20 protein-coding genes and 1 pseudogene are annotated in these 20,636 nt (G+C 67.1%); 6 read left to right on the forward strand and 15 right to left on the reverse strand.

Annotation, left to right across the window (positions count from 1 at the left end):
- Positions 1–57 precede the first annotated feature (57 nt).
- Positions 58–585, forward strand: a complete 528-nt coding sequence (locus ACYVGD_RS13315; RefSeq protein WP_460744264.1) for a DUF3427 domain-containing protein — start codon at positions 58–60, stop codon at positions 583–585.
- Positions 586–602: 17 nt separating this feature from the next.
- Here the strand turns inward: ACYVGD_RS13315 and ACYVGD_RS13320 are convergent, their stop codons facing one another.
- Both ACYVGD_RS13320 and ACYVGD_RS13325 read right to left on the reverse strand, forming a co-directional pair.
- The gene (locus ACYVGD_RS13320) at positions 603–2,432 is read right to left on the reverse strand and encodes a DUF2207 domain-containing protein (protein ID WP_460744265.1); all 1,830 of its coding nucleotides are present in this window, start codon (positions 2,430–2,432) and stop codon (positions 603–605) included.
- Between the two features lie 135 nt (positions 2,433–2,567).
- Positions 2,568–3,092, reverse strand: coding sequence for a YbaK/EbsC family protein (locus tag ACYVGD_RS13325; RefSeq protein ID WP_460744266.1), 525 nt, complete (start codon positions 3,090–3,092; stop codon positions 2,568–2,570).
- Positions 3,093–3,257: 165 nt separating this feature from the next.
- Between ACYVGD_RS13325 and ACYVGD_RS13330 the strand changes: the two genes are divergently transcribed.
- Both ACYVGD_RS13330 and ACYVGD_RS13335 read left to right on the forward strand, forming a co-directional pair.
- On the forward strand, positions 3,258–4,097 hold the full coding sequence (locus ACYVGD_RS13330; protein WP_460744267.1) for an MFS transporter: 840 nt from the start codon (positions 3,258–3,260) through the stop codon (positions 4,095–4,097).
- Between the two features lie 31 nt (positions 4,098–4,128).
- Positions 4,129–4,932 carry an alpha/beta hydrolase gene (locus ACYVGD_RS13335; RefSeq protein ID WP_460744268.1) on the forward strand — a complete coding sequence of 268 codons (804 nt, stop codon included), beginning with the start codon at positions 4,129–4,131 and terminating at the stop codon, positions 4,930–4,932.
- A 130-nt stretch (positions 4,933–5,062) separates the two neighbouring features.
- Here the strand turns inward: ACYVGD_RS13335 and ACYVGD_RS13340 are convergent, their stop codons facing one another.
- The 5 genes from ACYVGD_RS13340 to ACYVGD_RS13360 are packed head-to-tail and all read right to left on the reverse strand — an operon-like array spanning position 5,063 to position 9,546.
- A complete protein-coding gene (locus ACYVGD_RS13340) occupies positions 5,063–5,827 on the reverse strand; it encodes an amino acid ABC transporter ATP-binding protein (RefSeq protein WP_460744269.1) in 765 nt (254 codons plus the stop codon).
- Positions 5,824–6,789, reverse strand: coding sequence for an amino acid ABC transporter permease (locus ACYVGD_RS13345; RefSeq protein ID WP_460744270.1), 966 nt, complete (start codon positions 6,787–6,789; stop codon positions 5,824–5,826). Before ACYVGD_RS13345 ends, ACYVGD_RS13340 begins: the two co-directional genes overlap by 4 nt.
- A gap of 1 nt (position 6,790) precedes the next feature.
- Positions 6,791–7,741 carry an ABC transporter substrate-binding protein gene (locus ACYVGD_RS13350; RefSeq protein ID WP_460744271.1) on the reverse strand — a complete coding sequence of 317 codons (951 nt, stop codon included), beginning with the start codon at positions 7,739–7,741 and terminating at the stop codon, positions 6,791–6,793.
- Positions 7,742–8,554 carry a deaminated glutathione amidase gene (locus tag ACYVGD_RS13355; protein ID WP_460744272.1) on the reverse strand — a complete coding sequence of 271 codons (813 nt, stop codon included), beginning with the start codon at positions 8,552–8,554 and terminating at the stop codon, positions 7,742–7,744. It abuts the gene before it with no gap.
- Entirely contained in the window at positions 8,551–9,546 is a 996-nt protein-coding gene (locus ACYVGD_RS13360) for a substrate-binding domain-containing protein (protein ID WP_460744273.1), read from the reverse strand. Before ACYVGD_RS13360 ends, ACYVGD_RS13355 begins: the two co-directional genes overlap by 4 nt.
- Positions 9,547–9,600: 54 nt before the next feature.
- On the opposite strand from ACYVGD_RS13360, the gene ACYVGD_RS13365 reads away from it, so the two are divergent.
- A complete protein-coding gene (locus ACYVGD_RS13365) occupies positions 9,601–10,956 on the forward strand; it encodes an aminotransferase-like domain-containing protein (protein WP_460744274.1) in 1,356 nt (451 codons plus the stop codon).
- A 19-nt stretch (positions 10,957–10,975) separates the two neighbouring features.
- Here ACYVGD_RS13365 and ACYVGD_RS13370 read toward each other — a convergent pair whose 3' ends face one another.
- From ACYVGD_RS13370 to ACYVGD_RS13405, 8 genes and pseudogenes are all read right to left on the reverse strand, one after another.
- Entirely contained in the window at positions 10,976–12,025 is a 1,050-nt protein-coding gene (locus ACYVGD_RS13370; protein WP_460744275.1) for a LacI family DNA-binding transcriptional regulator, read from the reverse strand.
- Between the two features lie 18 nt (positions 12,026–12,043).
- Entirely contained in the window at positions 12,044–12,970 is a 927-nt protein-coding gene (locus tag ACYVGD_RS13375; RefSeq protein ID WP_460744276.1) for a hypothetical protein, read from the reverse strand.
- Positions 12,967–13,737 carry an amino acid ABC transporter ATP-binding protein gene (locus ACYVGD_RS13380; RefSeq protein WP_460744277.1) on the reverse strand — a complete coding sequence of 257 codons (771 nt, stop codon included), beginning with the start codon at positions 13,735–13,737 and terminating at the stop codon, positions 12,967–12,969. The genes ACYVGD_RS13375 and ACYVGD_RS13380 overlap by 4 nt, the downstream gene beginning before the upstream one ends.
- The gene (locus tag ACYVGD_RS13385; protein ID WP_460744278.1) at positions 13,730–14,704 is read right to left on the reverse strand and encodes an amino acid ABC transporter permease; all 975 of its coding nucleotides are present in this window, start codon (positions 14,702–14,704) and stop codon (positions 13,730–13,732) included. The genes ACYVGD_RS13380 and ACYVGD_RS13385 overlap by 8 nt, the downstream gene beginning before the upstream one ends.
- A 1-nt stretch (position 14,705) precedes the next feature.
- Positions 14,706–15,611, reverse strand: a complete 906-nt coding sequence (locus ACYVGD_RS13390) for a transporter substrate-binding domain-containing protein (RefSeq protein ID WP_460744279.1) — start codon at positions 15,609–15,611, stop codon at positions 14,706–14,708.
- A gap of 55 nt (positions 15,612–15,666) precedes the next feature.
- On the reverse strand, positions 15,667–16,482 hold the full coding sequence (locus ACYVGD_RS13395; protein ID WP_460744280.1) for a PfkB family carbohydrate kinase: 816 nt from the start codon (positions 16,480–16,482) through the stop codon (positions 15,667–15,669).
- Positions 16,482–17,519: an SIS domain-containing protein gene (locus tag ACYVGD_RS13400; protein ID WP_460744281.1), complete on the reverse strand. Its 1,038-nt coding sequence runs from the start codon at positions 17,517–17,519 to the stop codon at positions 16,482–16,484. Before ACYVGD_RS13400 ends, ACYVGD_RS13395 begins: the two co-directional genes overlap by 1 nt.
- Before the next feature lie 168 nt (positions 17,520–17,687).
- Positions 17,688–17,926 (reverse strand): annotated as a pseudogene (locus ACYVGD_RS13405) (hypothetical protein); the annotation flags it as partial.
- Positions 17,927–18,008: 82 nt separating this feature from the next.
- Here ACYVGD_RS13405 and ACYVGD_RS13410 point away from each other — a divergent pair.
- Both ACYVGD_RS13410 and ACYVGD_RS13415 read left to right on the forward strand, forming a co-directional pair.
- Positions 18,009–19,421 (forward strand): threonine/serine exporter family protein, encoded by a 1,413-nt coding sequence (locus ACYVGD_RS13410; protein ID WP_460744282.1) that lies wholly within the window; start codon positions 18,009–18,011, stop codon positions 19,419–19,421.
- Positions 19,422–19,474: 53 nt separating this feature from the next.
- A complete protein-coding gene (locus ACYVGD_RS13415; RefSeq protein ID WP_460744283.1) occupies positions 19,475–20,425 on the forward strand; it encodes an RNase H family protein in 951 nt (316 codons plus the stop codon).
- Positions 20,426–20,636: the final 211 nt, after the last annotated feature.

Raw genomic sequence — 20,636 nt, forward strand, 5'->3', positions numbered from 1 at the left:
ACCTCGACGCCTACCCCGAGACCGACGCGCCACCCCCGCGACCCACCCTCGATTGGGATGAGCCAGAATAGCCAGTTCCATCCGCGTCGTCTCAGCGGCCCACTAGGGCTCAACACTCCCCTGCACTCCCACGCTCGCTACACTCTCGAAGAGATTGGGGCGGCACTGGGGTACTTCACCTGGAATCGCACTCCGGCCAGCATGAGGCAGGGCGTCATGTTCGTCCGCGAGCACAACGTTGACGCTCATATGTCCACGTTGAACAAGTCGGAGTCCGAGTTCACGCCGACCACCATGTACCGGGACTATCCTCTGTCGCCCACGCTCTTCCACTGGGAGAGCCAATCTGGCACGTCCCTCTCCTCCCTCACGGGGCGCCGCTACATCACGCAGCGGGAAAACGGTTCGCAAGTCTTGCTTTTTACCCGCGAGCGCAAGGTGAACTCTTTCGGGAAGGGCGCCCCATACCTACTTCTTGGCCAGGCCGATTACGTCAGTCACGAAGGGGAAAGGCCTATTGCCATTACCTACGCGCTAGATAGGGCCATGCCAGCGGCCGTCTTTAACCGAGCTCGCGCAAACTAGTCGGCATACCGCCGGGATCACCAGCCGCCGCCACCGCCACCGCCGAAGCCACCGCCACCGGAGAACCCGGAGCCGGAACCGGCCTGTGACTCGTTCAACGCCTGCACCGACGAGTTCAACGAATCGGTCATGGACGACGTCAGCGCATCCATCGACCCGGCCATCGACGCGAAGCCGTAGTAGCCCATCGGCGAGACATACCAGTCGGTGTCCGGGTGATACATACCCTTGGCCTCGAGCTCCTGGAACACCTTCACCCAACGCTCGGCGACGCCGAACATGATCGCGTAGGGCAGGTAGCGGCTGAAGATGTCCACACCCTCCTCGAAACGGATCTGGTCGGCCTCGGCCGTCGTCAGGTACTGCCGGAAGCCCAGCGCCTGCGCCTGCACCGCCGAGCCCTCCGCCGTACGCGTGGCCATCTTCGCCGCCGTCGCCAGAACGCCGACACCGGCCAGCACGGGCGCGATGCCGAGCAGACCCCAGCCAAACAGCGCCAGGCCGAAGCCGAGCGCGACACCGCCGGCGATCAGCACCATGCCGAGGAACACCGCGCCGGCACGCGCCATCTTCGGGTTCTTCGCGAACCAGCCGCGGGCGTTCGTCACATGCTCGTACATCTGGTCGGGCGTGTCCTTCATCAGCGGCGCGTACGCCGGGTCACGCAGGTCGGCCGACGTCACCTGGTCACCGTGCTGGAAAAGGGTGTCGACGACCAGCTTCTCGTACGGCAGCAGCGGCTCACCGTTGGCGCGGCGGCTCATCGTCCAGTCGTCTTTGTCGTGCGACTCGATCTTCAGGTGGCCGCGCACGGCCAGGTCGATGATCGTCGCCGTCACGTCCTTGTCGTCGGCGCTGCCGTCGATGAGCGTGCCGATCTCACCGGGGCGCGCTCCCTTCGGTGGCTGGAACGCCACCGCCACCGGCGTACGCCGCCCCGCAGCCTTCGTCGCCGTCTCCGCACCGGCGGTCGGCGACAGGCCCGGGGTGAGGCCGGCGTACACCTCGTCGCGGCCCTTCGTGCGCACCCGGCGCGCGACCAGCGCCAGGGCGATCGCCGAGAACAGCGCCGTCGCCCCACCGGTCGCCGGCGTCAGCGGGAACATGTTTCCCAGGTGGTAGCGCTTGGTGAACGTCGGCGCGGCCGCCGGCGTGAACGAGCCCACCGGATAGGCGGCGACGACCTGCATCCCCACCTTCTTGCCGGGGTTGTCGACGGTGAACGTCGCCTTCCCGTCCTCGACGCGCGCCTGGCACGGCGTACGGAAGTCCTTGCCGGTGAAGCAGGCCGTACGCTGCGGCGCGGCCGGGCCGGTGACCGTCGCCGTCGCCTTCTGGACCGGAACCTCCCAGGCCGGGCCGAGCGCGTTCCAGTTCAGCTGGTCGGCGCCGTCGACGCCCGGCTGGACGATCCCGCGCACGGTGTAGGTGATCGTGTAGCGCTGCACGCCGGTGAACTTCTTGCCCTTCGTGCCGACGCGGACGACCGTGTGGCCGTTCTCGTGCTTGACCATCGTCGCGGTGTTCGCACCCGTCGAGCTCGTCACCGACTCGAGCTTCACCGGCAGCTCACGCCACTGGTCGGGGTTGTTCGGCACACGCATGCGCTCCGGCAACGTCACGAACGGGCCATGGCCCGGATCCTTCGCGAAGTCGAACGCCAGGTCGAGCTTGACTCGCGTCGTGCCGTCGGCGTTCGTGTCTGCCACGACCGTGTATTCCGGGATGCGCCACGACGACTTCACATCGTTGTCGTCGTCGTCCGCGTGGGCGGGCGCGGCCACCCCCATCGACAGCGGGACGAGCATCGCGATCAGGGCCAGGATCCTCAGCAGACGGGTGCGCATGAAGCCACCATACGTGCGGTAGGGACTACCCGTCCGTGACAGATGTCAGCGGTCCTCCCCACGGGCACGAATCGGTCCATGGGAGCGCGACCTGGCACCGATTCGTGAGACTTTCGCGCACGAATCGGGATTCGGTCACTGGGCCAGCGCCAGGACCTCCGCACCAGGGAGGGCCGCTAGGTCGCCACCACGGATGGCGATCTTCGCCCCTCGCACGCCGCCGCCGATGACCACCCAGCCAGCGGCGGCGACGCGCTCGTCGACCAGCACCGGCCAGTCGGTGGGCAGCCCGACGGGCGTGATGCCGCCGTGCTCCATGCCCGTGAGGCCCACGGCGGGGTCCATCGGGGCGAACGAGACCTTGCGGACGCCGAGGTGCTTCTTCACGACCTTGTTGACGTCCGCGCGATCGGTCGCCAGGACCATCACCGCCGCGAGCCGGGTCGTGTCGCCGCGGCGTCCCTCCACGACCACACAGTTGGCCGACTCGGCGGCATCCACCGCGTACGCCTCGCAGAACGTGGCGGTGTCGGCGAGCGTGGCGTCGATGGCGCACACGTACGCGTCGAGCCCGTCCGCGGCCCCGGCGACGGGCGCGGCGACGAGGTCGAGCGCGTCGGCCAGGGGCTTCCAGTCGAGGTTCCCGGGGAGCGTGTCCATGGGCCGAGGCTAGGACGCCCGAGACGGGCTGTGATGGGTGTTCACCCCGCGAGATGGTCCAGGAGCAGCCCGCTCAGCTCGGTCGTGGGTGGTGCCGCGCCCCTCGAGGGCCAGGTCTCGGCGTACCCCGTCGAGACCCGAAAGGAAGAGGGGTAGGGTCGCCGGGTGTCCAGAGTCCGAGCGATGCTGGCGGACACCACGCCGCTGAGAAACCCGCACTTCTCCCGCCTGTGGTACGCCAACATCATCACCGTCATCGGCGCCCAGCTCACGGTCGTCGCGGTGCCGGCGCAGATCTACGAGGTCACGAAGTCGTCGGGCTACGTGGGCCTCACCGGCCTGTTCGGGCTCGTCCCGCTGGTGATCTTCGGGCTGTGGGGCGGCGCGCTCGCCGACGTGTTCGACCGGCGCAGGCTGCTCATGGTGACCACGATCGGGCTCATCGCCATGATCTTCGGCATGCCGCGCGCGCTGTTCCCCGAGATCGCGCACGCCGTGTTCGGCGGTCCGGCCGGCGGCGGCCTGGCGTTCGCCATGCTATTCGCCGCCATCCCGACCGGCGCGGTCGCCGGCGGCATCCTGTCGGGCTGGGTCAGCCGCGTCGAGCGCCACGGACTCGCCGTGACCGTCTCGATACTCGTGTGGGGTCTGGCGATTGTCGGCTTCGGTCTCGCCCTGTGGCCGGCGGGCGGTCGTACGTGGCCCTGGCTCGCGGTCGCCGTGTTCTTCCTCGCCGTGGGCGGTGCGGCAGACACGGCCTCGGCCGCTTTCCGCACGACCATGCTCCAGACCGCCGCCAACGACTCCGTACGCGGCCGCCTTCAGGGCGTGTTCATCGTCGTCGTCGCGGGCGGCCCCCGTGTCGCCGACGTGGTCCACGGCGCGGCGTCCGACGCCGTGGGGCCGGTGTGGACCAGCGCGGGCGGCGGCGCGCTCGTCGTCGTCCTCACGCTCGTCGCCGTGGCCCTCGCACCGGTGTTCGTCCGCTATCGCGCGGAACGCTGAGACCCGGCGTACGCCGTGGGAGACTCGCCCCATGAGCGAGGCGAACCCCCTGTGGACCGGTGACGACGAGTACCTCCCCTCGCGGACGGTGACCGGCGCCGACTCCTACGTGGAGCAGTGGGTCCGCAACAGCGACCACGCCCGCTCCCGCGTCGCCCCCACGACCCTCGACTACGGCGACGGCGCGAACGAGCTGGTCGACCTGTTCGAACCGCGCGCCCCGCGCGGGACGGTGGTCTTCTTCCACGGCGGCTACTGGTCGGAGCTGGGCCGCCGCGACTTCTCCTACATCGCCCCCGAGCTCACCAAAGACAAGTGGCGCGTCGCGGTCGTCGACTACGACCTGGCGCCGTCGGTGTCGCTGACCCACATCGTCGACCAGGCCCGCCGCTCCGTTGCTGCCATCGCCCGCTCCACCGACGGCCCACTGGTCGTGACCGGTCACTCGGCCGGCGCCCACCTCGCCGCCATGGTCCACGCGACCGACTGGCGTGCCCTCGACGTCGACCCGCGGATCGTCGCCGGCATCGGCATGTCCGGACTCTATGAGCTCGAGCCACTGCTGGCCACGAGCGTCCAGAACGACATACGCCTCACCGGCGACGAGGTGGCCGCGCTCAGCCCCGCCCGCCTGCGCCCCCAGGTCGAGGCGCCGTTCGAACTGAGCGTGGGTGAGCTGGAGACCGGGGCTTTCCACGCACAGAGCCAACGGCTCGCCGATGCGTGGCCCGGGGTCGCCCGTCAGCCCCGGGCGCTGCCCGGGCACAACCACTTCACGATCTGCGACGAGCTGCCACGACTCGTCCAGGACGTCGCAGAGGACCTCGGCCTCTAGCGGGTGCACCGCGCGCCGCGCGCAGATGTCGCGTACGCCCGATCCTGCGGCACGGAGGTGGCGATGCAGATTGCCCGCCAACGCGGAGATGACGACCGGTGAGTTCCGCCCGCCACCTGACTCGCAGCCCTTAGAGGAAGCGGTTCAGGAAAGTACGCGTGCGCTCGTGCTGGGGATTCTCCAACACTTGGCTGGGCGGCCCGGTTTCGACCACGACGCCCCCGTCCATGAAAACGACCCGATCCGCTGCTTCCCGGGCGAAGCTGATCTCGTGGGTCACCACCATCATCGTGAAGCCCTGGTTGGCCAGATCACGCATCGCCGTCAGCACCTCACCCACCAGCTCGGGGTCGAGCGCGGACGTGGGCTCGTCGAACAGCAGCAGACTGGGACGAATGGCAAGGGCGCGTGCAATCGCCACCCGCTGCTGCTGACCTCCCGAGAGCTGCTTCGGATGAGTGCTCTCCCGGTCGGCGAGGCCCACCATCTGCAACAGCTCGCGCGCGTACGCGATCGCCTCGCTTCGAGAGACCCCGTGGAGACCGACGGGAGCCTCGATCAGGTTCTCCAGGACCGTCATGTGCGGGAACAGGTTGAACTGCTGGAAGACCATACCGATCTGCTGCCGCTGCTTGGCCGCCACCCGGTCCGACGCGACAGTCAGACGCCCGTTCTTCATGACGTAACCGATTTGCGTGCCGTTCACCACGATGGAACCAGAATCCATGCGCTCCAAGCCGTTCACACAGCGCAGGAACGTGGACTTGCCCGAACCCGAAGGCCCCAGGATCACGATGACCTCGCCCTTGTGGACGTCGAGGTCGATGCCCTTGAGGACCTCCAGCGACCCAAAGCTCTTGTGCACACCCCTAGCGGTGACCAGTGGCGTAGTCATGACTTTTCTCCAACGAGGTCGGGGTCCGGAGGAACGGGCGTACGCGAGATCACACGCCGCCGCCACCAGGCCTGGACGGACGCGGTCAGGGACGTGGGTCCGCCCGAGCCGCGCGAGTAGTAGTCCTCGATGAAGGACTGGATGATGTTGAGGATCGAGGTGATGAGGAGATACCAGAGGACCGCGACGATGAGCAGGGGAATGGTCTGGAACGTCCGGTTATAGACCGACTGCACCGTGTAGAGCAGATCGGCCATGGCGATCACCGACACCATCGCGGTGGCTTTCACCATGGAGATGAGCTGGTTGCCCGTCGGCGGGATGATCGAGCGCATCGCCTGCGGCAGGATGATCCGGCGCATCGCCCTTCCCTCGTCCATGCCGAACGCCTTGGCGGCGTCACGCTGGCCTTGGTCGACCGACAGCAGACCGCCGCGAATGATCTCGGCCATGTACGCGGCCTCGTTCAGACCGAGGCCAAGGATGGCGGCGGTCACCGGGGTGATGAGCTTGTTCGTCTCCAGGCTCCAAGTAGGGTCCGAGAAGGGCATCCCGATGTTGAAGCGCGGGATGAGTGCGGCCAGGTTGAACCAGAAGATGAGCTGCACCAGGAGCGGCGTACCCCGGAAGAACCAGATATAGACGCTCGCAACCGCGTTGAGGAGCCGATTCTGCGACATCTTCGCGATGGCGAGGATGACGCCCAGGATCAGGCCGAGGACCATCGCCACGGCGGACAACCAGAGGGTCGTCCACAGTGCCTTGGCGATGGAGGGAGCACGGAACCACGCGAACACCACGTCCCACTCGAAACGCGGGTTGGTGATGAGCAGTTTTGCGAGGAGCAGCACCACGACGAGCACCACGCCCCGCGCGACCCACTGGCCCCATCGGATCGGCGTGTGCGCGTGCGCGACATCGGCTCCCGAAGTCACGTTGTCATCGACGTCGGTGGCTGTCATGTCAGCTCTTCGCGAGGTTGAGGCCGGGCTTGGGAATCTTGTTGCCCTCGATGCCCCACTTCTTCATGATGGCGTCGTAAGTGCCGTCGTCGTAGAGCTTCTGCAGGCTCTCCTGCAGCACACCGGCCATGGGGGAACCCTTCTTGACCACCGCACCCTGATAAAGGGTGTCGAAGCCGTTGGACTTGCCCTGCCCCGCCAGCTCCAGCTTTCCGTTTGACTCCTTGACGAAGTACGTCAGTGGGGCCTGCGAGGAGAAGAAGGCGTCCGAACGGCCCGACTGCACCGACAGGATCGACTGCGGCTGATCCTTGAACGACATGACCTCGACAGCAGGCTTGCCGACCTGAACGCACTTGTCCGACTGCCCCTTGATGACCTTCTCCGCCGAGCCGCCCGCCTGCACGGCGATCTTCAGGCCGCAGGTCGCCTCGATGTCGGTGATCTTCTTGGGGTTGCCCGCTGGGACGGCGAAGACGACGAACTCCTGCACGTAGTCGACGAAGTCGTTGGATTTCTGGCGATCCTTGAAGTCGCCGACGGGCCCAAAGGCCAGCTGGTAGCGGTCGGCGGACAGGCCGGTGAGGATGCTCGAGAGACCGTCGACGGTCTGGCTCTCGATGGTGATCCCCCACATCTCGCCCAGCGCCTTGAGGAGGTCGGCGCTGGCGCCGGAGTGAGACCCGTCGGTCTGGATGATCTCGTACGGAGGGAAGGACCCGGAGTTCACGGCGGTGAGCTTGCCCGCCTTCTGGATGTCTTCCGGGAGCTTGGCGCGCAGTGCGTCGTCGCGCTTCTGCGTCGCGATCTCGGCACCCGTGTTCTGCTTGGGCGCATCGGCCTTGTTGACCTGGTCGGGGTCTTGGCTGGCGCAGGCCGACGTGAGCAGGAGGCCGAGGGAGAGGAAACAGGCTGGGAGCTTGCGGCGGGCGTTCATCTTGAACTCCTTCATTCAGCGAGGTGAGAGGACGGGATCGGCGAAACGGCGGTTGGCAAGGACGGGCAGTGCCGCCCGTGCCTCGATGAGGCGGCGGCGCTCAAGCGTGGAGAAGACCAACGCGGGCTGTTCTGCAGCGGCGGCCACGGTGACCCCCAGCGGATCTACGACCATGGAGCAGCCGATGTTGCGGGAGCTGATCTCGCCCGATGCGACGGCGTAGCAGGTGTTCTCCAGCGCCCTCGCCGTCACCATGACCTGCCAGTGCATCTCCTTGAGAGAGCCGCGTACCCACGCAGCAGAGATCAGCAGGGCGTCGGCCCCGCGCACGGCATGGATCCGGGCCAGCTCGGGGAAGCGCACGTCATAACAGGTCAGCAGACCGAACCGGAAGCCGTCGATGTCCACGAGGTCGGGAACGTCATCACCGGGGGTGACGTTGTCCGACTCCTTGGACGCGAAGGCGTCGTAGAGGTGGATCTTCGCGTACTCGGCAACGATCTGGCCCTTGTCCACGACGAGGAAGACGTTCGAGGCGTGGCCGTCGCCCCTGGGAACATGGACGGTGCATCCGATGGCGATCCCGCGGGTCTGCGAGATCTCACGAAGGCCCTCGACGAACGGTCCGTCGAGCGGCTGGGCCGTCGCGTTCGTGAAGTTCGGGTCGCTCGGATCGCGGGCGATGATCCCTTCCGGCGCGAGGAGAAGCCTCGCCCCACCCGCAGCGGCGTCGGCTGCGTACTGATCCACCTGCGCGAGGTTGTCCTGCCACGCGCGCAGCACCTGAACCTGCGCGATGGCGACGGTCATGGTGTCGGTCGAGGTCATGAGTTCTCCTGGATGTCGATGGGAAAGAGATCGTCGAGTTCGGGGACGGAAGACGCGATTCCCTGGTCGACGAGTTGGTGTCCGAAGTCGGTGAACATGGCGCGATTCGCCTCAAGCCCCTGCGCGTTCCAGTCACCCAGGACCGCACCCTGCCGCAGCGCTGGGAACAACCACGGGGTGGTATCGGCGTAGCGCTTTCGCTTGCCGTCCCAGATGACCCACGAATCGTCAAGAGCCTTGGACACGAGGTGGGCGAGGTCCGGTCGCAGACGTTCGGTACGCCAGCCCAGGACATGCATGCCGGGAACGTGACCCCGCCGGAAGAACCACTCCCCCTCCGCCTGGACGAGGTCCGGGTACAAGGGCCGCCACGGCGAGCCGCCATCGAAGTAGCCGGGCGGCATGAAGGGGGTAAGCACGGCGGCGAGCTCGCCGCTGCCCAACATCTCGACGAGGGGGCGTTCCTGCGGGTCGGCCTCGATGTGTCCGGGTACGCCGTAGCCCTGAAGCCGGTCCTGAACCGGATGGTCCTCGGTGAGGCGGCCGGGGACCCAGCGCACCGAGTCGATCGGGAGGCCGTCGTCAACGAGTGCCGCCCGCGTCCACGTGTTTCCCGAGTCCGGCCAGCCGGTCAAGCCGATGGAGAGCCCCTTGAGGTCGGCGGCCATGGTGTAGTTCGACTCACGATTGACTACCACGCACCTGTGTCGGAACCCTCGCATCATCAGGTGAGGGACAGCCGTCACCCGATCGTCGCCGCGCCCCCTCGCCAGCCAGTACTGAGCCATGGACAGCTCTGCCACATCGAAGTCCTCGGCACCATACGGCACCAGGGGGGAGACGCGCTCAACAGCAAGGTTGACCCCCAGACGTTCGAACCCGGAGAGGTCCACCTCACCCAGAAGGAGCGGGGTGAGGTAGTCCCAGTCGCGGACAGCGACGCGCAGTGTGGTCACGAAACTCTCATTCCTTCGCCGGGAGATGCCCACCATACGTACAGGAGAGATGTATAGACAATAGCCTTTTGTTACTGTACATTATTTGGGATGAACGACGTCCCACGCGTGGCCCCTGAATGGCTTTCCGCTCGCCTGTCGGATCGCTCAGCCAGCGCGATCGCTGCGGAGGTGGGACAGCTGATCCGCCACGAGGACATTCCGGTGGGAGCCCAACTTCCAACGGTCCGCGCCTTGGCAGACACCCTGCGGGTCAGTCCCGCAACCGTCTCATCGGCATGGCAGCAACTGCGAGCCCAAGGACTGCTTGTCGGAGCCGGACGGGGTGGGATGCGGGCCGCTGCGGAAGCCCACACCCCTCGCCCCGAGCGGTACGAGTCGGAGGGAAACTACGGGGACAATTACATCCTCGATCTGAGGCTGTCGGTCCCGGACCCCGCGCTTCTTCCGGACCTGATCCACTACCTCCACCGGAGCGATTTCGTTGACGGGCTCAACGGTTACGACCGGACCTCGATCCTGCCGAGTCTGGCCGAGGCGGTCCAGGACCGGTGGCCACGTACGCCACGCGCCATGATGGTCACCAATGGCGGCTATGAGGGACTCATGTTGGTGGCCCACACCTTCATTCGTGCGGGAGACCCCGTGCTCGTCGAACGCCCCAGTCCGCCCCGGCTTCTGGACATCGTCGAGCAGGCAGGAGGCAGGCCCGTGCCTGTGGACCGCGACGAGGAGGGAATCGTCCCCTCCTCCTTGTCGGACGGACTGAGACGCCGTCCTTCTGCCCTTGTGCTTCAGCCCGGGATCCAGAATCCCGACGGACGCATCATGACTCCCGAGAGACGCGACGAGCTGGCGAGCCTTCTGTCCGGAACACGGGTGCTCGTCATCGAGGACGACGGCCTCGGGTTCCTTGCCAGCTCCGCACCGGCAACGCTCGCGGAGCCGCTACCCGACCAGGTGATCCACGTCCTGTCGTTCTCCAAGTCCCACGGCCCCGACCTCCGCATGGCGGTCGTCGAGGGCCCGCGGCGTGACATCGATCGTGTGCAGGCCTTCCGTCGATTCGGTTCGGGATGGACCAGCCGACCGTTGCAGCAGGCTCTCGCCCTGATGCTGCGCGACCCCGGGTGCGACGAGGTCGTCGCGCATGCACGGAAGGTCTACGACCAGCGACGCGATGCCCTTCGTGCGGAACTCGCGCAGCGGGGTGTGCCCGCCGACGGAGCCGGATTGGACCTGTGGGTACCTGTACACAACGAGCAGTACGCGCTGGTCACGTGCGCAGCTCATGGGCTCGCCGTAAGTTCCGGGTCCCGGTTCACCGGCCCAGATGGGCCACCGCACATCCGCGTCTCGACGAGCCAACTTGCGACAGATCAAGCCGCGTCGGTGGCCGACACGCTGGCGCTGGCGACCCGGGCCGCTGAACCCCGAGTCGGGTAACCACCGACTGGCCGTCTCGTCAGAGACGAACCGCCAGGCTCGCCCTCGGCTCATGGACGGTCGGAACGACAATCTGGTCAGGGACATCTCCGCCAGCGATGAGAGTGAGCAGTGCTTCGGCACTCCGCCGGCCCATCTCGTACGCATCTTGACGTACGACACTGACGCCGGGCCGGACCAGCGCGGGCCAGTCGGCGTCGGAGAACCCGAACAGCGACACGTCCTCGGGCACGCGTACGCCCAGCTGCTGGAGTGCGCGATAGGTGGCGAGGGTCTGATAGGAATCCGCGGTGAAGAAAGCCGTGACGCCGTTGTCGAGAAGCGTCCGCAGCCCGTCGACCTCGTCGGGGGCAGCGAAGTCCAGAAAGAGCACTCGCTCGGGCTTCACATCGTGCCCCGCGGCTTTGAGCGCGTCCTGATAGCCCTGAGCGCGGGCCGTCGACGGCCGTCGGGCGCCGCCGAACTCGAGCCCGCCCTCGCGCTGGTTCAGCGAGACGGGCTCCTTGGGCTGGATAGACCCGATGAGTCCGATCTCTACGTGCCCCAGCTCGACCGCCCGCCCCACAGCCTTCCGTGCCGCCTCCCGATTGTCCGCTACCACTCCGGGCACGCCGGACAACTCGCGGTCGAATGCAACCAGCGGCGTGCTCTCCGCCACCGCCGTCAAGTGCTCGGGACGCCCGGTCAGGACCGGGGACACGATGATGCCCTCGACGCCATGGGACATCAGTGCCTGTATGCCGGACTGTTCCTCGGTGAGCCGCTCGTCGCTGTTCACCAGCAGCACCTGGTACTCGGCGGCCTCCATGACGTCACAAATTCCACGCATCGCGGCGGAGAAGACTCCGTCGGAGATGTCACCGCACACGAAACCGACCATGTGCGTACGCCCGCTCCGCATGCTGCGGGCCACCCGGTTCGGCTGGTAGTCCAGTGCCGCCGCAGCCTCGAGCACTCGTTGGCGTACCGAATCGCTGGCGTACCCGTAGCCCCCGAGCACGCGGGAGGCCGTCGCCCGCGAGACACCGGCTCTCTCGGCGACATCCGTGATTGTGGCGCCCAACTTCACCGGCAGGGTCCCCTTCGCCTAAGTCTCCAGATCTGCGATCCGGTTGCGGAACCCGTCCCAACCCCAGTGAACCGCGGCGGCCAGTGCGGCATCCTGCACCCCGAACCCCTTGCTGTGGAAGCAGCGTAGTCCGTCCGGCAGCGGAGTTCCGGACAACACGTCCTGCATCATGACGACCCGGTCGCGGGACAGCCCTGCCTCCCACCCGGCGACCACGGGTCCACAGTCGTCGTAGGCCACCGGCTGGTCGACCACCACCAGCGAGCTCGCGAGGGTCACCTCGGTCCCGACCTCGTCGCGTCCGGTCTCGTAGGAGCCCATCGTGGCGACCACCCGTGCCGAATCCAACCAGCCGAGCTCGATGACCGGCTCGGTGCTGCTGGTACAACACGCCACCAGGCTGGCACCTCGGACCGCGGCCTCGGCCGACTCGGCCACCGTGGCAAGTCCCGCTTCTATCCGCGGGTCGCTGGGACTCCACATGCGTACGTCGGTGATACCCCACGCCTCGCGCGCGAGTCGCACCACGGCCTGTCCCTGCGGCCCCGCACCCAACACGGCCAGCGAGGTGTCCGGCGTCGGATGGCCCAGCACCTGCAGTGCGGCGACCACACCTCCAGCGGTGCGAAGCGTGGTCACCATCGTGCCGTCAAGGACCGCCAGAGGGACACCGGTGTCCGCGTCCTGCAGCACGGTGACCGCTTGTACCGAGGGAAGTCCGCGGGCACGGTTGCGCGGTTCCTGAATGCCGATCTTGAACGCTGTCCCGACCCCTTGGATGCGGGCTCCATGGGCGAACAGCAGCTGCCCGTCGGGAGCGTTGCCACCCCCGTAGATCAGCTTCGCCCGGTCGGTGTCGGCATTCCGGTACGCGAACAGCTGGGTCTCGATGACCTGCGCGGCCGTCAACGCCCCGAGGACCTCCTCGGCGCTCAGCTGCCTCATGACGCCACCCTCCGCAGGAAGCTCCGCGTCCGTTCCTCGCGGGGACTGCCGAACACCTCGGACGGCGGGCCGCCCTCGACGATCTGACCGCCGTCCATGAACACCACGCGGTCGGCGACTTCGGACGCGAAACCCATCTCGTGGGTGACCACGACCATCGTCATCCCGTTCTCGGCCAGGTCCTTCATGACCTCGAGCACGTCACCGACCAGTTCCGGGTCCAGCGCAGAGGTGGGCTCATCGAACAGCATCAGCTCCGGATCCATCGCCAGGGACCGCGCGATCGCGACGCGCTGCTGCTGTCCGCCGGAGAGCTGGGGTGGATGAGCGTTCGCCTTCTCCGACATGCCCACGCTCTCCAACAGCTCCATCGCTCGCCTACGCGCGATCTCGCCCGAGCGTCCGGCCACCATCTGGGGAGCCATCGTGATGTTCTCCAGCACGGTCAGGTGCGGAAACAGGTGGAAGTTCTGGAAGACCATGCCCATGCGGCGACGCTGCGCCGCAAGCTTCTTCGGTCCGATCTCGCGCAGGTCTTCCCCGCGCCACTCGAAACCGATCGGGTCGCCCTCCAGGTGGACGAATCCCGAGTCGGGGATCTCCAGCCGGTTGATACATCGCAGGAGCGTGCTCTTGCCCGAACCGGACGGGCCGATGACACAGTGCACCTGACCCCGTTCAACGTCGAGGGACACCCCGTCCAGGACGAGGTTCGTGCCGAACGACTTACGAAGTTCCTCGACCCGCAGCAGCGGCCATTCACTCATCGCCCTCTCCTTTCAGCTCGGCGCGGGCAGCTCGGGGGGAACGGACCTCGGGCACTATCCGGAACTGTCTTACGTTCAGCGCCTTGCCTGTCTTCATGCTGGACTCGACCATTTGCTGGATCAGCGTGAACAGCGTGGTCAGGACCAGGTACCACAACGTGGCCACCAGCAGCAGCGGAATCGTCTGATAGTTGCGCGAGTAGATCATCTGCGCGCTGTAGAGCAGGTCAGGCGTGGCCAGAACGCTCACCAGCGAGGTGAACTTCAGCATCGAGATGATGTCGTTACCGATGGGCGGGATCACGATCTTGAGGGCCTGCGGGAGCACGACCTTCCGGGTGATCTGGCCATCGGTCATGCCGAGCGAGTGGGCGGCCTCGGTCTGCCCCTTGGGTACAGCCATGATGCCTGCGCGGATCATCTCCGCCGCGTACGCCGACTCGGTCAGGGCCAGTCCGAGTATCGCAGCGGTGAACGAGGAGATCAGCGTGTTCGTGTCCCACTGGCCCAGAGTGGGGCCGCCGAACGGAACCCCCACTCTGAGCTGGGGGATGAGGGTGGCGAGGTTGAACCAGAACACCATCTGAACCAACGGCGGAACTCCGCGGAAGAACCAGATCCACAGCCAGCTGACACCGTTGAACAACGGATTGGCACTGAGCCGCATGATGGCGATCACCACGCCCAGGGCCAGGCCGATGACCATCGCCAGCGCAGTCAGCTGGAGCGTCACCCCCAGGCCGCTCAGGATCTCCGGGTGGAAAAGGTAGGCCATTACCATGTCCCACCGCATGTTCTCGTTGGTCAGCAGAAGCTGGAGGAAGGCCAAGATCAGCAGGATCACGATCGCCCCGCCGATCCACCAGCTCGGATGCCGGAGAGCGACCACGCGGCGAGCTGCCAGCCCGCTGCGCGGGATTCCCGTACGTTCCGCGGTGGCCGCCGTTTCGGATGATGTCCTGCTCATGTCAGCCCTGGGGGTTCTTCTCGGTCATGAGCAGCCCCTTGTCCAGGTCGCCCTGGTTAGAGACTCCCCAGTCCTGTCGGATCTTCTTATAGGTGCCGTCGTCGATCATCGACTGCACGGCAGCACGCACGGCGGGACCGAATTCGCTGTTCTTCGGCAGGCCGAGACCGTTGTACGCTGCGTCCACCAGCAGGGACGAGACCTCCAACTGGCCGGACTGCTTCGCGGCGTACGCGAGCTTGCCCGAACCTGCGGCGACGAGATCGACGCGGCCGGAGTTGACGGCCATCTCTGCCGCAGGCTGGTCCTTGAACTGCTGGACGTTCATCGGGTTGCCGCGGCACAGCTTCTCGTTGTTCTCGGTGAGGTACTGGTACTCCCAGGCTCCGGTGAGGACGGCGACGCTTCGTCCACACGCGTCCTCGGCCGCGGTCACCTTTACCGCGTCGTTGCCCTTCTTCCAAGCGAAGGCAGTGCCATCCTTCTGCAGCGGTACGAAGTCGATCGACTTCATGCGCTCGTCAGTGACGCCGAGCGATGCCACGGCCAGGTCATAGCGGCCGTTGCCGAGCCCCGGGAGGATGGCATCGAAGCCGGAGGGCTGGTAGTCGAATTGCACGCCGGACTTGGCAGAGATGACCTTGGCCATGTCGACGGCCCATCCCTTGACCTCATTGTTCTCGACGTACTCCTCAGGGGCCCAGTCGCCGAAGACGGCCACCTTGGCGCCACCCTTGTACTTCTCCGGAACAAGCTTGGCCACCTCGGGGTCGAGTGCCACGGACGGCGCCGCCGAACCGGGGGCGGTTGTCCCGCCCGTCTGCGGGGAGGGCGCTCCTCCGCCGCACCCTGCCATCGCCAGACTCAGCACGGTGGCTGCCGTCAGGAACTGGAATTTCGTCTTCATTGCTGACTCCTTTGTCTTGTTTGGGCTACAGATGAGGGGTCTGTCTCTCGTGGGATCAGACGGCTGGCTCCCGCAGGGAACGGCTGTGTCCGAAGCCGCCCAGCGAACCGCACACTCCTGCCGCCACCTCGGCGGCGCGGGCGAGATAGGCCTCCGGATCCTCGCGGCGAACAAGGCCCACGAGTACGCCGGCGATGTAAGCATCGCCTGCGCCGAGGGTGTCGCGGACTTGCACGGGATGCGCCGAAGCGGTGAAGACACCGCCGGCGGTGGCATGGACCGCTCCTTCGGCACCGCGCGTGACCGTGGCGCTCAGTGCGCCCCCAGCAACGACGCTGCGGACGAACTCCGCGGCTGCCTGCTGTGAGGTCGCACTGCCGGAGAAGAAGGCGTGCCTCACGTGGGGAAGCAGGCGCAGGCAGTACGCGTCGCCGATGTGAGTGTCGAAGTCGAACGACACCTCTGCGTGTCGGCGAAGTTCCTCCACCTCGTCCTCCAGTCCGGACGAATAGCTCGTATGGAGGATGCGCGCCGCCGGCAGTTCACCGACCCACCCCGGCTCGGGCCGGAAGCGGCTGACGCCGCGGTCGAAATCGCCGAAGAGACGTTCCCCGTCGGTCCGCGTGATGTCGGCGTACCCGGTGCGCCCCTGACGGGTGACGACGCGGGACACGTCCACACCCTCATCCCTCGCTGCCCCGAGCACCCACGCACCCTCGACGTCATCTCCGACGGAACCTACGTAGGCGACCTCAGCACCGAGTCGTGCCGCCTGGACCGCCACATTGAGGCAGTTCCCGCCGGGACACATGAGGCCCTCATCGAGGTACCTGTCGATGATGTTGTCGCCCACGCAGAGCACGTCCTCCATCAGTATTCGACCTTCCACATGTAGCGACGACCGAGCAGCGGGCGGCCGCTGGTCTCCTCCACGCACTGGGCCAGACGCGCGATCAGCGAGCTGTTGTAGATCAACGACCCAACGACCGCCCGGTCCTCCGCGGCCACCCCGGTGAGGGGGAAGTCGCGGGAGTCGAAGATCTGCGACTCGGGGTTGTAGCGGTCGAGGAAGGTCTTGGCGCGTCGGGCGATGTCCTCGGTCTGGTCCTCGCCGACGAACATCACGACGGGGGTCTTACCGTCGATGACCTCGAAGGTGCCGTGCAGGAAGTCGTTGGCCCCGATCGCGACGGCATCCTGGTTCTGCATCTCCTGCAGATAACAGGCGGCGAACGTCTGTGCGGCACCCTCGTTCGGACCGGAGGCCAGGACGTAGACGCAGCCCTGGTCGCTGATGGCCTTGGCGGCAGACTTGAACTTTTCGTCGAACGCCTCGTTCACCTCACGGAAGGCGGCTCCTGAGGCGGCAAGGCCGGCAATGCGCTTTTGGGCATCGGGGCACACGCCTTGGGCAGCAAGCAGCTCGTACGCGATGACGGCGAGCAGGACCTGCTTGGCCTCGACACCGGTGTGGGAGACGACCGTCTCCGCGGCACGGCCGCACACGCTGTCGGCGAGTGCGGAAACCAGGAGGACCGGAGCACCCTTGGACTGCGCCCACTCGATCGCACCAGCGGTTTCCTGCGTGCCACCGAACGTGCTCGAGGCGATCACGATGGAGTCCGGGCCGACCAGACGGGGAGCCCGTGCCACGAACTCCTGAGAGTTGAGCACAACGGTGGGGATCTCAGACTGTTCCAGCAGGAAGCGCATCGCACTGAACATGAACAGGGAGCCACCGCAGCCCACGAGGTAGATCACCTTCGTGGTGGGCCTCAGTGCTTCCCTCACAAAAGCCCGGACATCTTTCAGGGTCTGTCCACTGGCGGCCTCTCGGACGTCCGACTCCATGGTCGGCTGCATGCCCACGACACCCTGACCAGGTGCAGTGCGGGGTTCTTCACTCATGGATCCTCCACGTCATGTGAGATCGTTCTCAGGTTGTTCAACCATGGGTTCTTGGAGAACTCTTGTCAAGACTTCATCGCCGATGATTCGAAACGTGGATGTCGAGGAACCGGCCCGCACCCCTTGCCGACGAATGGGCGTGAGGAAGGGATCGGTGACGGGTTCGGTTTAGGCCGCGAGTGTGAGCGGCTCGGCTAGCGTGGTCCCGAACTCGATGGGCGTCAAGCCGCCGAGGGCGGCCTGGGCTCACTCGCGTTGGTATTGCCGCTCGATCCAGACGACGATGGCGGGGCGAAGGTCCTGCAGGTCGCCCATCGCCGCTGGTCGAGCACGTTGGTCTGCAGTAGCGACCAGGAACTCTCCATGGCCGCGTTGTACCTGGCGGCGCCAACTCTGCCCATCGATCCGACATGTCGTGGGCGCTGCCGACCCGCCCACGACGCGCCGGACGGGTTGATTCCGGCGCGTCGGCCGGGCACCGTGGACGCCATGCCCCGCAGCACCCCGCGCCGACCGTCGGCCCTCGGCTGGCGCCACCGCACCGCGGCTCGCATGCGCGGGCTCGTGACACCCGAGCCCACCGAGATCATCCCCGAGTACGCGCACGAGGACACCGAGTCGAAGAAGGCGCTGCGCGTCCTCGAGCTGGCCATGGAGGTCTCCGACATCCTCCTGTCCACCGGGGCGTCGGCCAACGACGTCACCGTCACCGTGCGCAAGATCGCCCGCGCGTACGCCCTGCGCGCCGTCCAGGTCGACGTCACCTTCACCTCCATCTCCCTGTCGTGGCACCGCGCCGAGCGCGAACCGCTCACCACGTTGCGCGTGATCCGCTCCCGCACCGTCGACTACTCGCGGCTGCAGAAGGCCTACGACCTCGCCCACGCCATCGAGACCGGACGCCTCGACCTCGACGACGCTGAACGAGAGCTGCGGCGCGTACGCCGTGTCCAGCGCCCCTACCGGCGCTGGGTCGTCGTGGGCTCCTCCGGTGTCGTGGCAGCCGGCGTCTGCCAGCTCTTCGGCGCCACCGCCCTGGTGACCGTGCTGGCGTTCCTGTCGTCGTGTCTGGTTCACCTGACCCTCGACTTCCTGTCGTCGAAGGACCTGCCGACGTTCTTCTGCCAGGCCGTCGGCGCCGCCATCCCCACCAGCCTCACCCTGCTGGTCGAGTGGCTGCAGGGCCGGGGCGTCTCATGGCTCGCCGAGACCAGACCCACGCTCATCGTCGCCGCGGGGATCGTGCTGCTCCTCGCCGGCATGTCGACCGTCGGCGCCGCACAGGACTCGATCGACGGTTATTACGTGACCGCGTCGGCACGCGCCTTCGAGGTCGTCATGCTCACCCTCGGCATAGTCGCGGGCCTGATCGCCGTGCTCCGACTGGGCAAGTCGTTCGGGCTGACGGTCTACCTCGGCGCCGGGGCGCCGGTGCTCGGACCAGTGCCGGGACAACTCATCGGCGCCGTCGTCATCTCGGCGGCGTTCGCCGTCGGCTGCCACGCCGGGCCGCGGACGGTCGTGCTGTGCGCGGGCATGGGGCTCGTCGGCTGGCTCATGTACATGGCCGGCACCCTGCTCACGTTCGGCCCCGTCGGCTCCAGCGCCATCGGCTCGCTCGTCGCAGCCGTCATCGCCACGACCATCGCCGGTCGACTGAAGGTCCCCTCGCTGGCGCTCATCACCGCCGGCATCGTCCCGCTCATGCCCGGCTCGATGGTCTATCGCGGCACCCTGCTGATGACCGAGGCCGGCACGGCGTCGGACACCGTCGCAGGCATCATGATGCTGCTCAACGCGGCCGGCGTCGGACTCGGGCTCGCCGCCGGGACCTCGCTCGGCACCTTCCTCGCCCGGCCCATCTCCGAGCGCCCGAAGCGTACGCGCCGCCGCCTCACCTGATCGCCGCTCCCTTGCTCCGACGGCACACGGGGCATGGCCGTTAGGATCGGCCCGTGATCACCGCAGCTGCAGACGGATCCGCCCTCGGCAACCCCGGGCCGGCGGGCTGGGCCTGGTATGTCGACGACGGGTGCTGGGCCGCCGGCGGCTGGAAGCACGGCACCAACAACATGGGCGAGCTCATGGCGGTGCTCGACCTGCTGCAGCAGACGGCGCATCTCGACGAGCCGCTGCACGTGCTGTGCGACAGCCAGTACGCGATCAACGTCATCTCGAAGTGGACGCCCGGCTGGAAGCGCAAGGGCTGGAAGAAGGCCGACGGCAAGCCCGTCATGAACGTCGAGCTGGTCAAGGCCCTCGACGAGGCCATGCAGGGTCGCGAGGTCACGTTCGAGTGGGTCAAGGGCCACGCCGGCCATGCCATGAACGAGGCCGCCGACCACCGTGCGCGGAACGTGGCGCTGGCGTACCAGCAGGGCAAGGACCCTGAGCGCGGGCCAGGCTTCGCCGACTCGTCGGTCGACCACCCCGTGGCGACCGTGGGCGCGATGCAGCGCGACCCCGACCTGTTCACCGACGACCCCGACGACGAAGAGGCCGAGCAGCAGGAGCTGTTGTTCACCGGCGAGGCGACCGCCGACCCGGCCGACGACGACCTGTTCCCCGGTTCCGACCGCGACCTCGTGATCTCGCTGGAGAAGTCGCTGCTGACCGATGAGGTGCGCTCCGACCGCGGCGAGGTCGCCGCGCTGCTCCACGACGACTGGTACGAGATCGGCGCGTCCGGCCGGCTGTGGACCCGGGCCGAGATGCTCGCCGAGATCGGCCCGCTGGCCCAGCCCGTCGAGTGTGACGTCATCCGCTGCACGCCTCTGGGCGCTGACGAGATGCTGCTGCTGTGGCGCTCGGTGAGCGGCGACGACTCGGCGCTGCGCACGTCGCTGTGGGTACGCGTCTCCGGCAACTGGCGGCAGCGCTTCCACCAGGGCACGCGGGAGGGCTGAACCGGCGGGTCAGCTCTGGTGCCCGGCTTCCTCGGACCCGGCGGCGCTGTCTTGATGCCACGTGCTGCGCGGGGCCGCGTCGCGCGATACCGCCGCCCAGGTGCTTCATCGCGCGGCGGTGCGCGGAAGAGCACGACACCACCACCAGACCGCGATCCCGCGGCGAGGGGAGGTCGCGGTTCGGATGTGGGTCTCGCCCTCCGACGGAAAC

Source organism: Mariniluteicoccus endophyticus, assembly GCF_054780035.1.

What these genes read in the sequence shown, in the direction of transcription:
- ACYVGD_RS13315 (WP_460744264.1), top strand. Translation starts at nt 58, where the DNA reads ATGAGCCAGAATAGCCAGTTCCATCCGCGTCGTCTCAGCGGCCCACTA.
- ACYVGD_RS13320 (WP_460744265.1), bottom strand. Translation starts at nt 2,432, where the DNA reads ATGCGCACCCGTCTGCTGAGGATCCTGGCCCTGATCGCGATGCTCGTC.
- ACYVGD_RS13325 (WP_460744266.1), bottom strand. Translation starts at nt 3,092, where the DNA reads ATGGACACGCTCCCCGGGAACCTCGACTGGAAGCCCCTGGCCGACGCG.
- ACYVGD_RS13335 (WP_460744268.1), top strand. Translation starts at nt 4,129, where the DNA reads ATGAGCGAGGCGAACCCCCTGTGGACCGGTGACGACGAGTACCTCCCC.
- ACYVGD_RS13340 (WP_460744269.1), bottom strand. Translation starts at nt 5,827, where the DNA reads ATGACTACGCCACTGGTCACCGCTAGGGGTGTGCACAAGAGCTTTGGG.
- ACYVGD_RS13345 (WP_460744270.1), bottom strand. Translation starts at nt 6,789, where the DNA reads ATGACAGCCACCGACGTCGATGACAACGTGACTTCGGGAGCCGATGTC.
- ACYVGD_RS13350 (WP_460744271.1), bottom strand. Translation starts at nt 7,741, where the DNA reads ATGAAGGAGTTCAAGATGAACGCCCGCCGCAAGCTCCCAGCCTGTTTC.
- ACYVGD_RS13355 (WP_460744272.1), bottom strand. Translation starts at nt 8,554, where the DNA reads ATGACCTCGACCGACACCATGACCGTCGCCATCGCGCAGGTTCAGGTG.
- ACYVGD_RS13360 (WP_460744273.1), bottom strand. Translation starts at nt 9,546, where the DNA reads ATGGTGGGCATCTCCCGGCGAAGGAATGAGAGTTTCGTGACCACACTG.
- ACYVGD_RS13365 (WP_460744274.1), top strand. Translation starts at nt 9,601, where the DNA reads ATGAACGACGTCCCACGCGTGGCCCCTGAATGGCTTTCCGCTCGCCTG.
- ACYVGD_RS13375 (WP_460744276.1), bottom strand. Translation starts at nt 12,970, where the DNA reads ATGAGGCAGCTGAGCGCCGAGGAGGTCCTCGGGGCGTTGACGGCCGCG.
- ACYVGD_RS13380 (WP_460744277.1), bottom strand. Translation starts at nt 13,737, where the DNA reads ATGAGTGAATGGCCGCTGCTGCGGGTCGAGGAACTTCGTAAGTCGTTC.
- ACYVGD_RS13385 (WP_460744278.1), bottom strand. Translation starts at nt 14,704, where the DNA reads ATGAGCAGGACATCATCCGAAACGGCGGCCACCGCGGAACGTACGGGA.
- ACYVGD_RS13390 (WP_460744279.1), bottom strand. Translation starts at nt 15,611, where the DNA reads ATGAAGACGAAATTCCAGTTCCTGACGGCAGCCACCGTGCTGAGTCTG.
- ACYVGD_RS13395 (WP_460744280.1), bottom strand. Translation starts at nt 16,482, where the DNA reads ATGGAGGACGTGCTCTGCGTGGGCGACAACATCATCGACAGGTACCTC.
- ACYVGD_RS13400 (WP_460744281.1), bottom strand. Translation starts at nt 17,519, where the DNA reads ATGAGTGAAGAACCCCGCACTGCACCTGGTCAGGGTGTCGTGGGCATG.
- ACYVGD_RS13410 (WP_460744282.1), top strand. Translation starts at nt 18,009, where the DNA reads ATGCCCCGCAGCACCCCGCGCCGACCGTCGGCCCTCGGCTGGCGCCAC.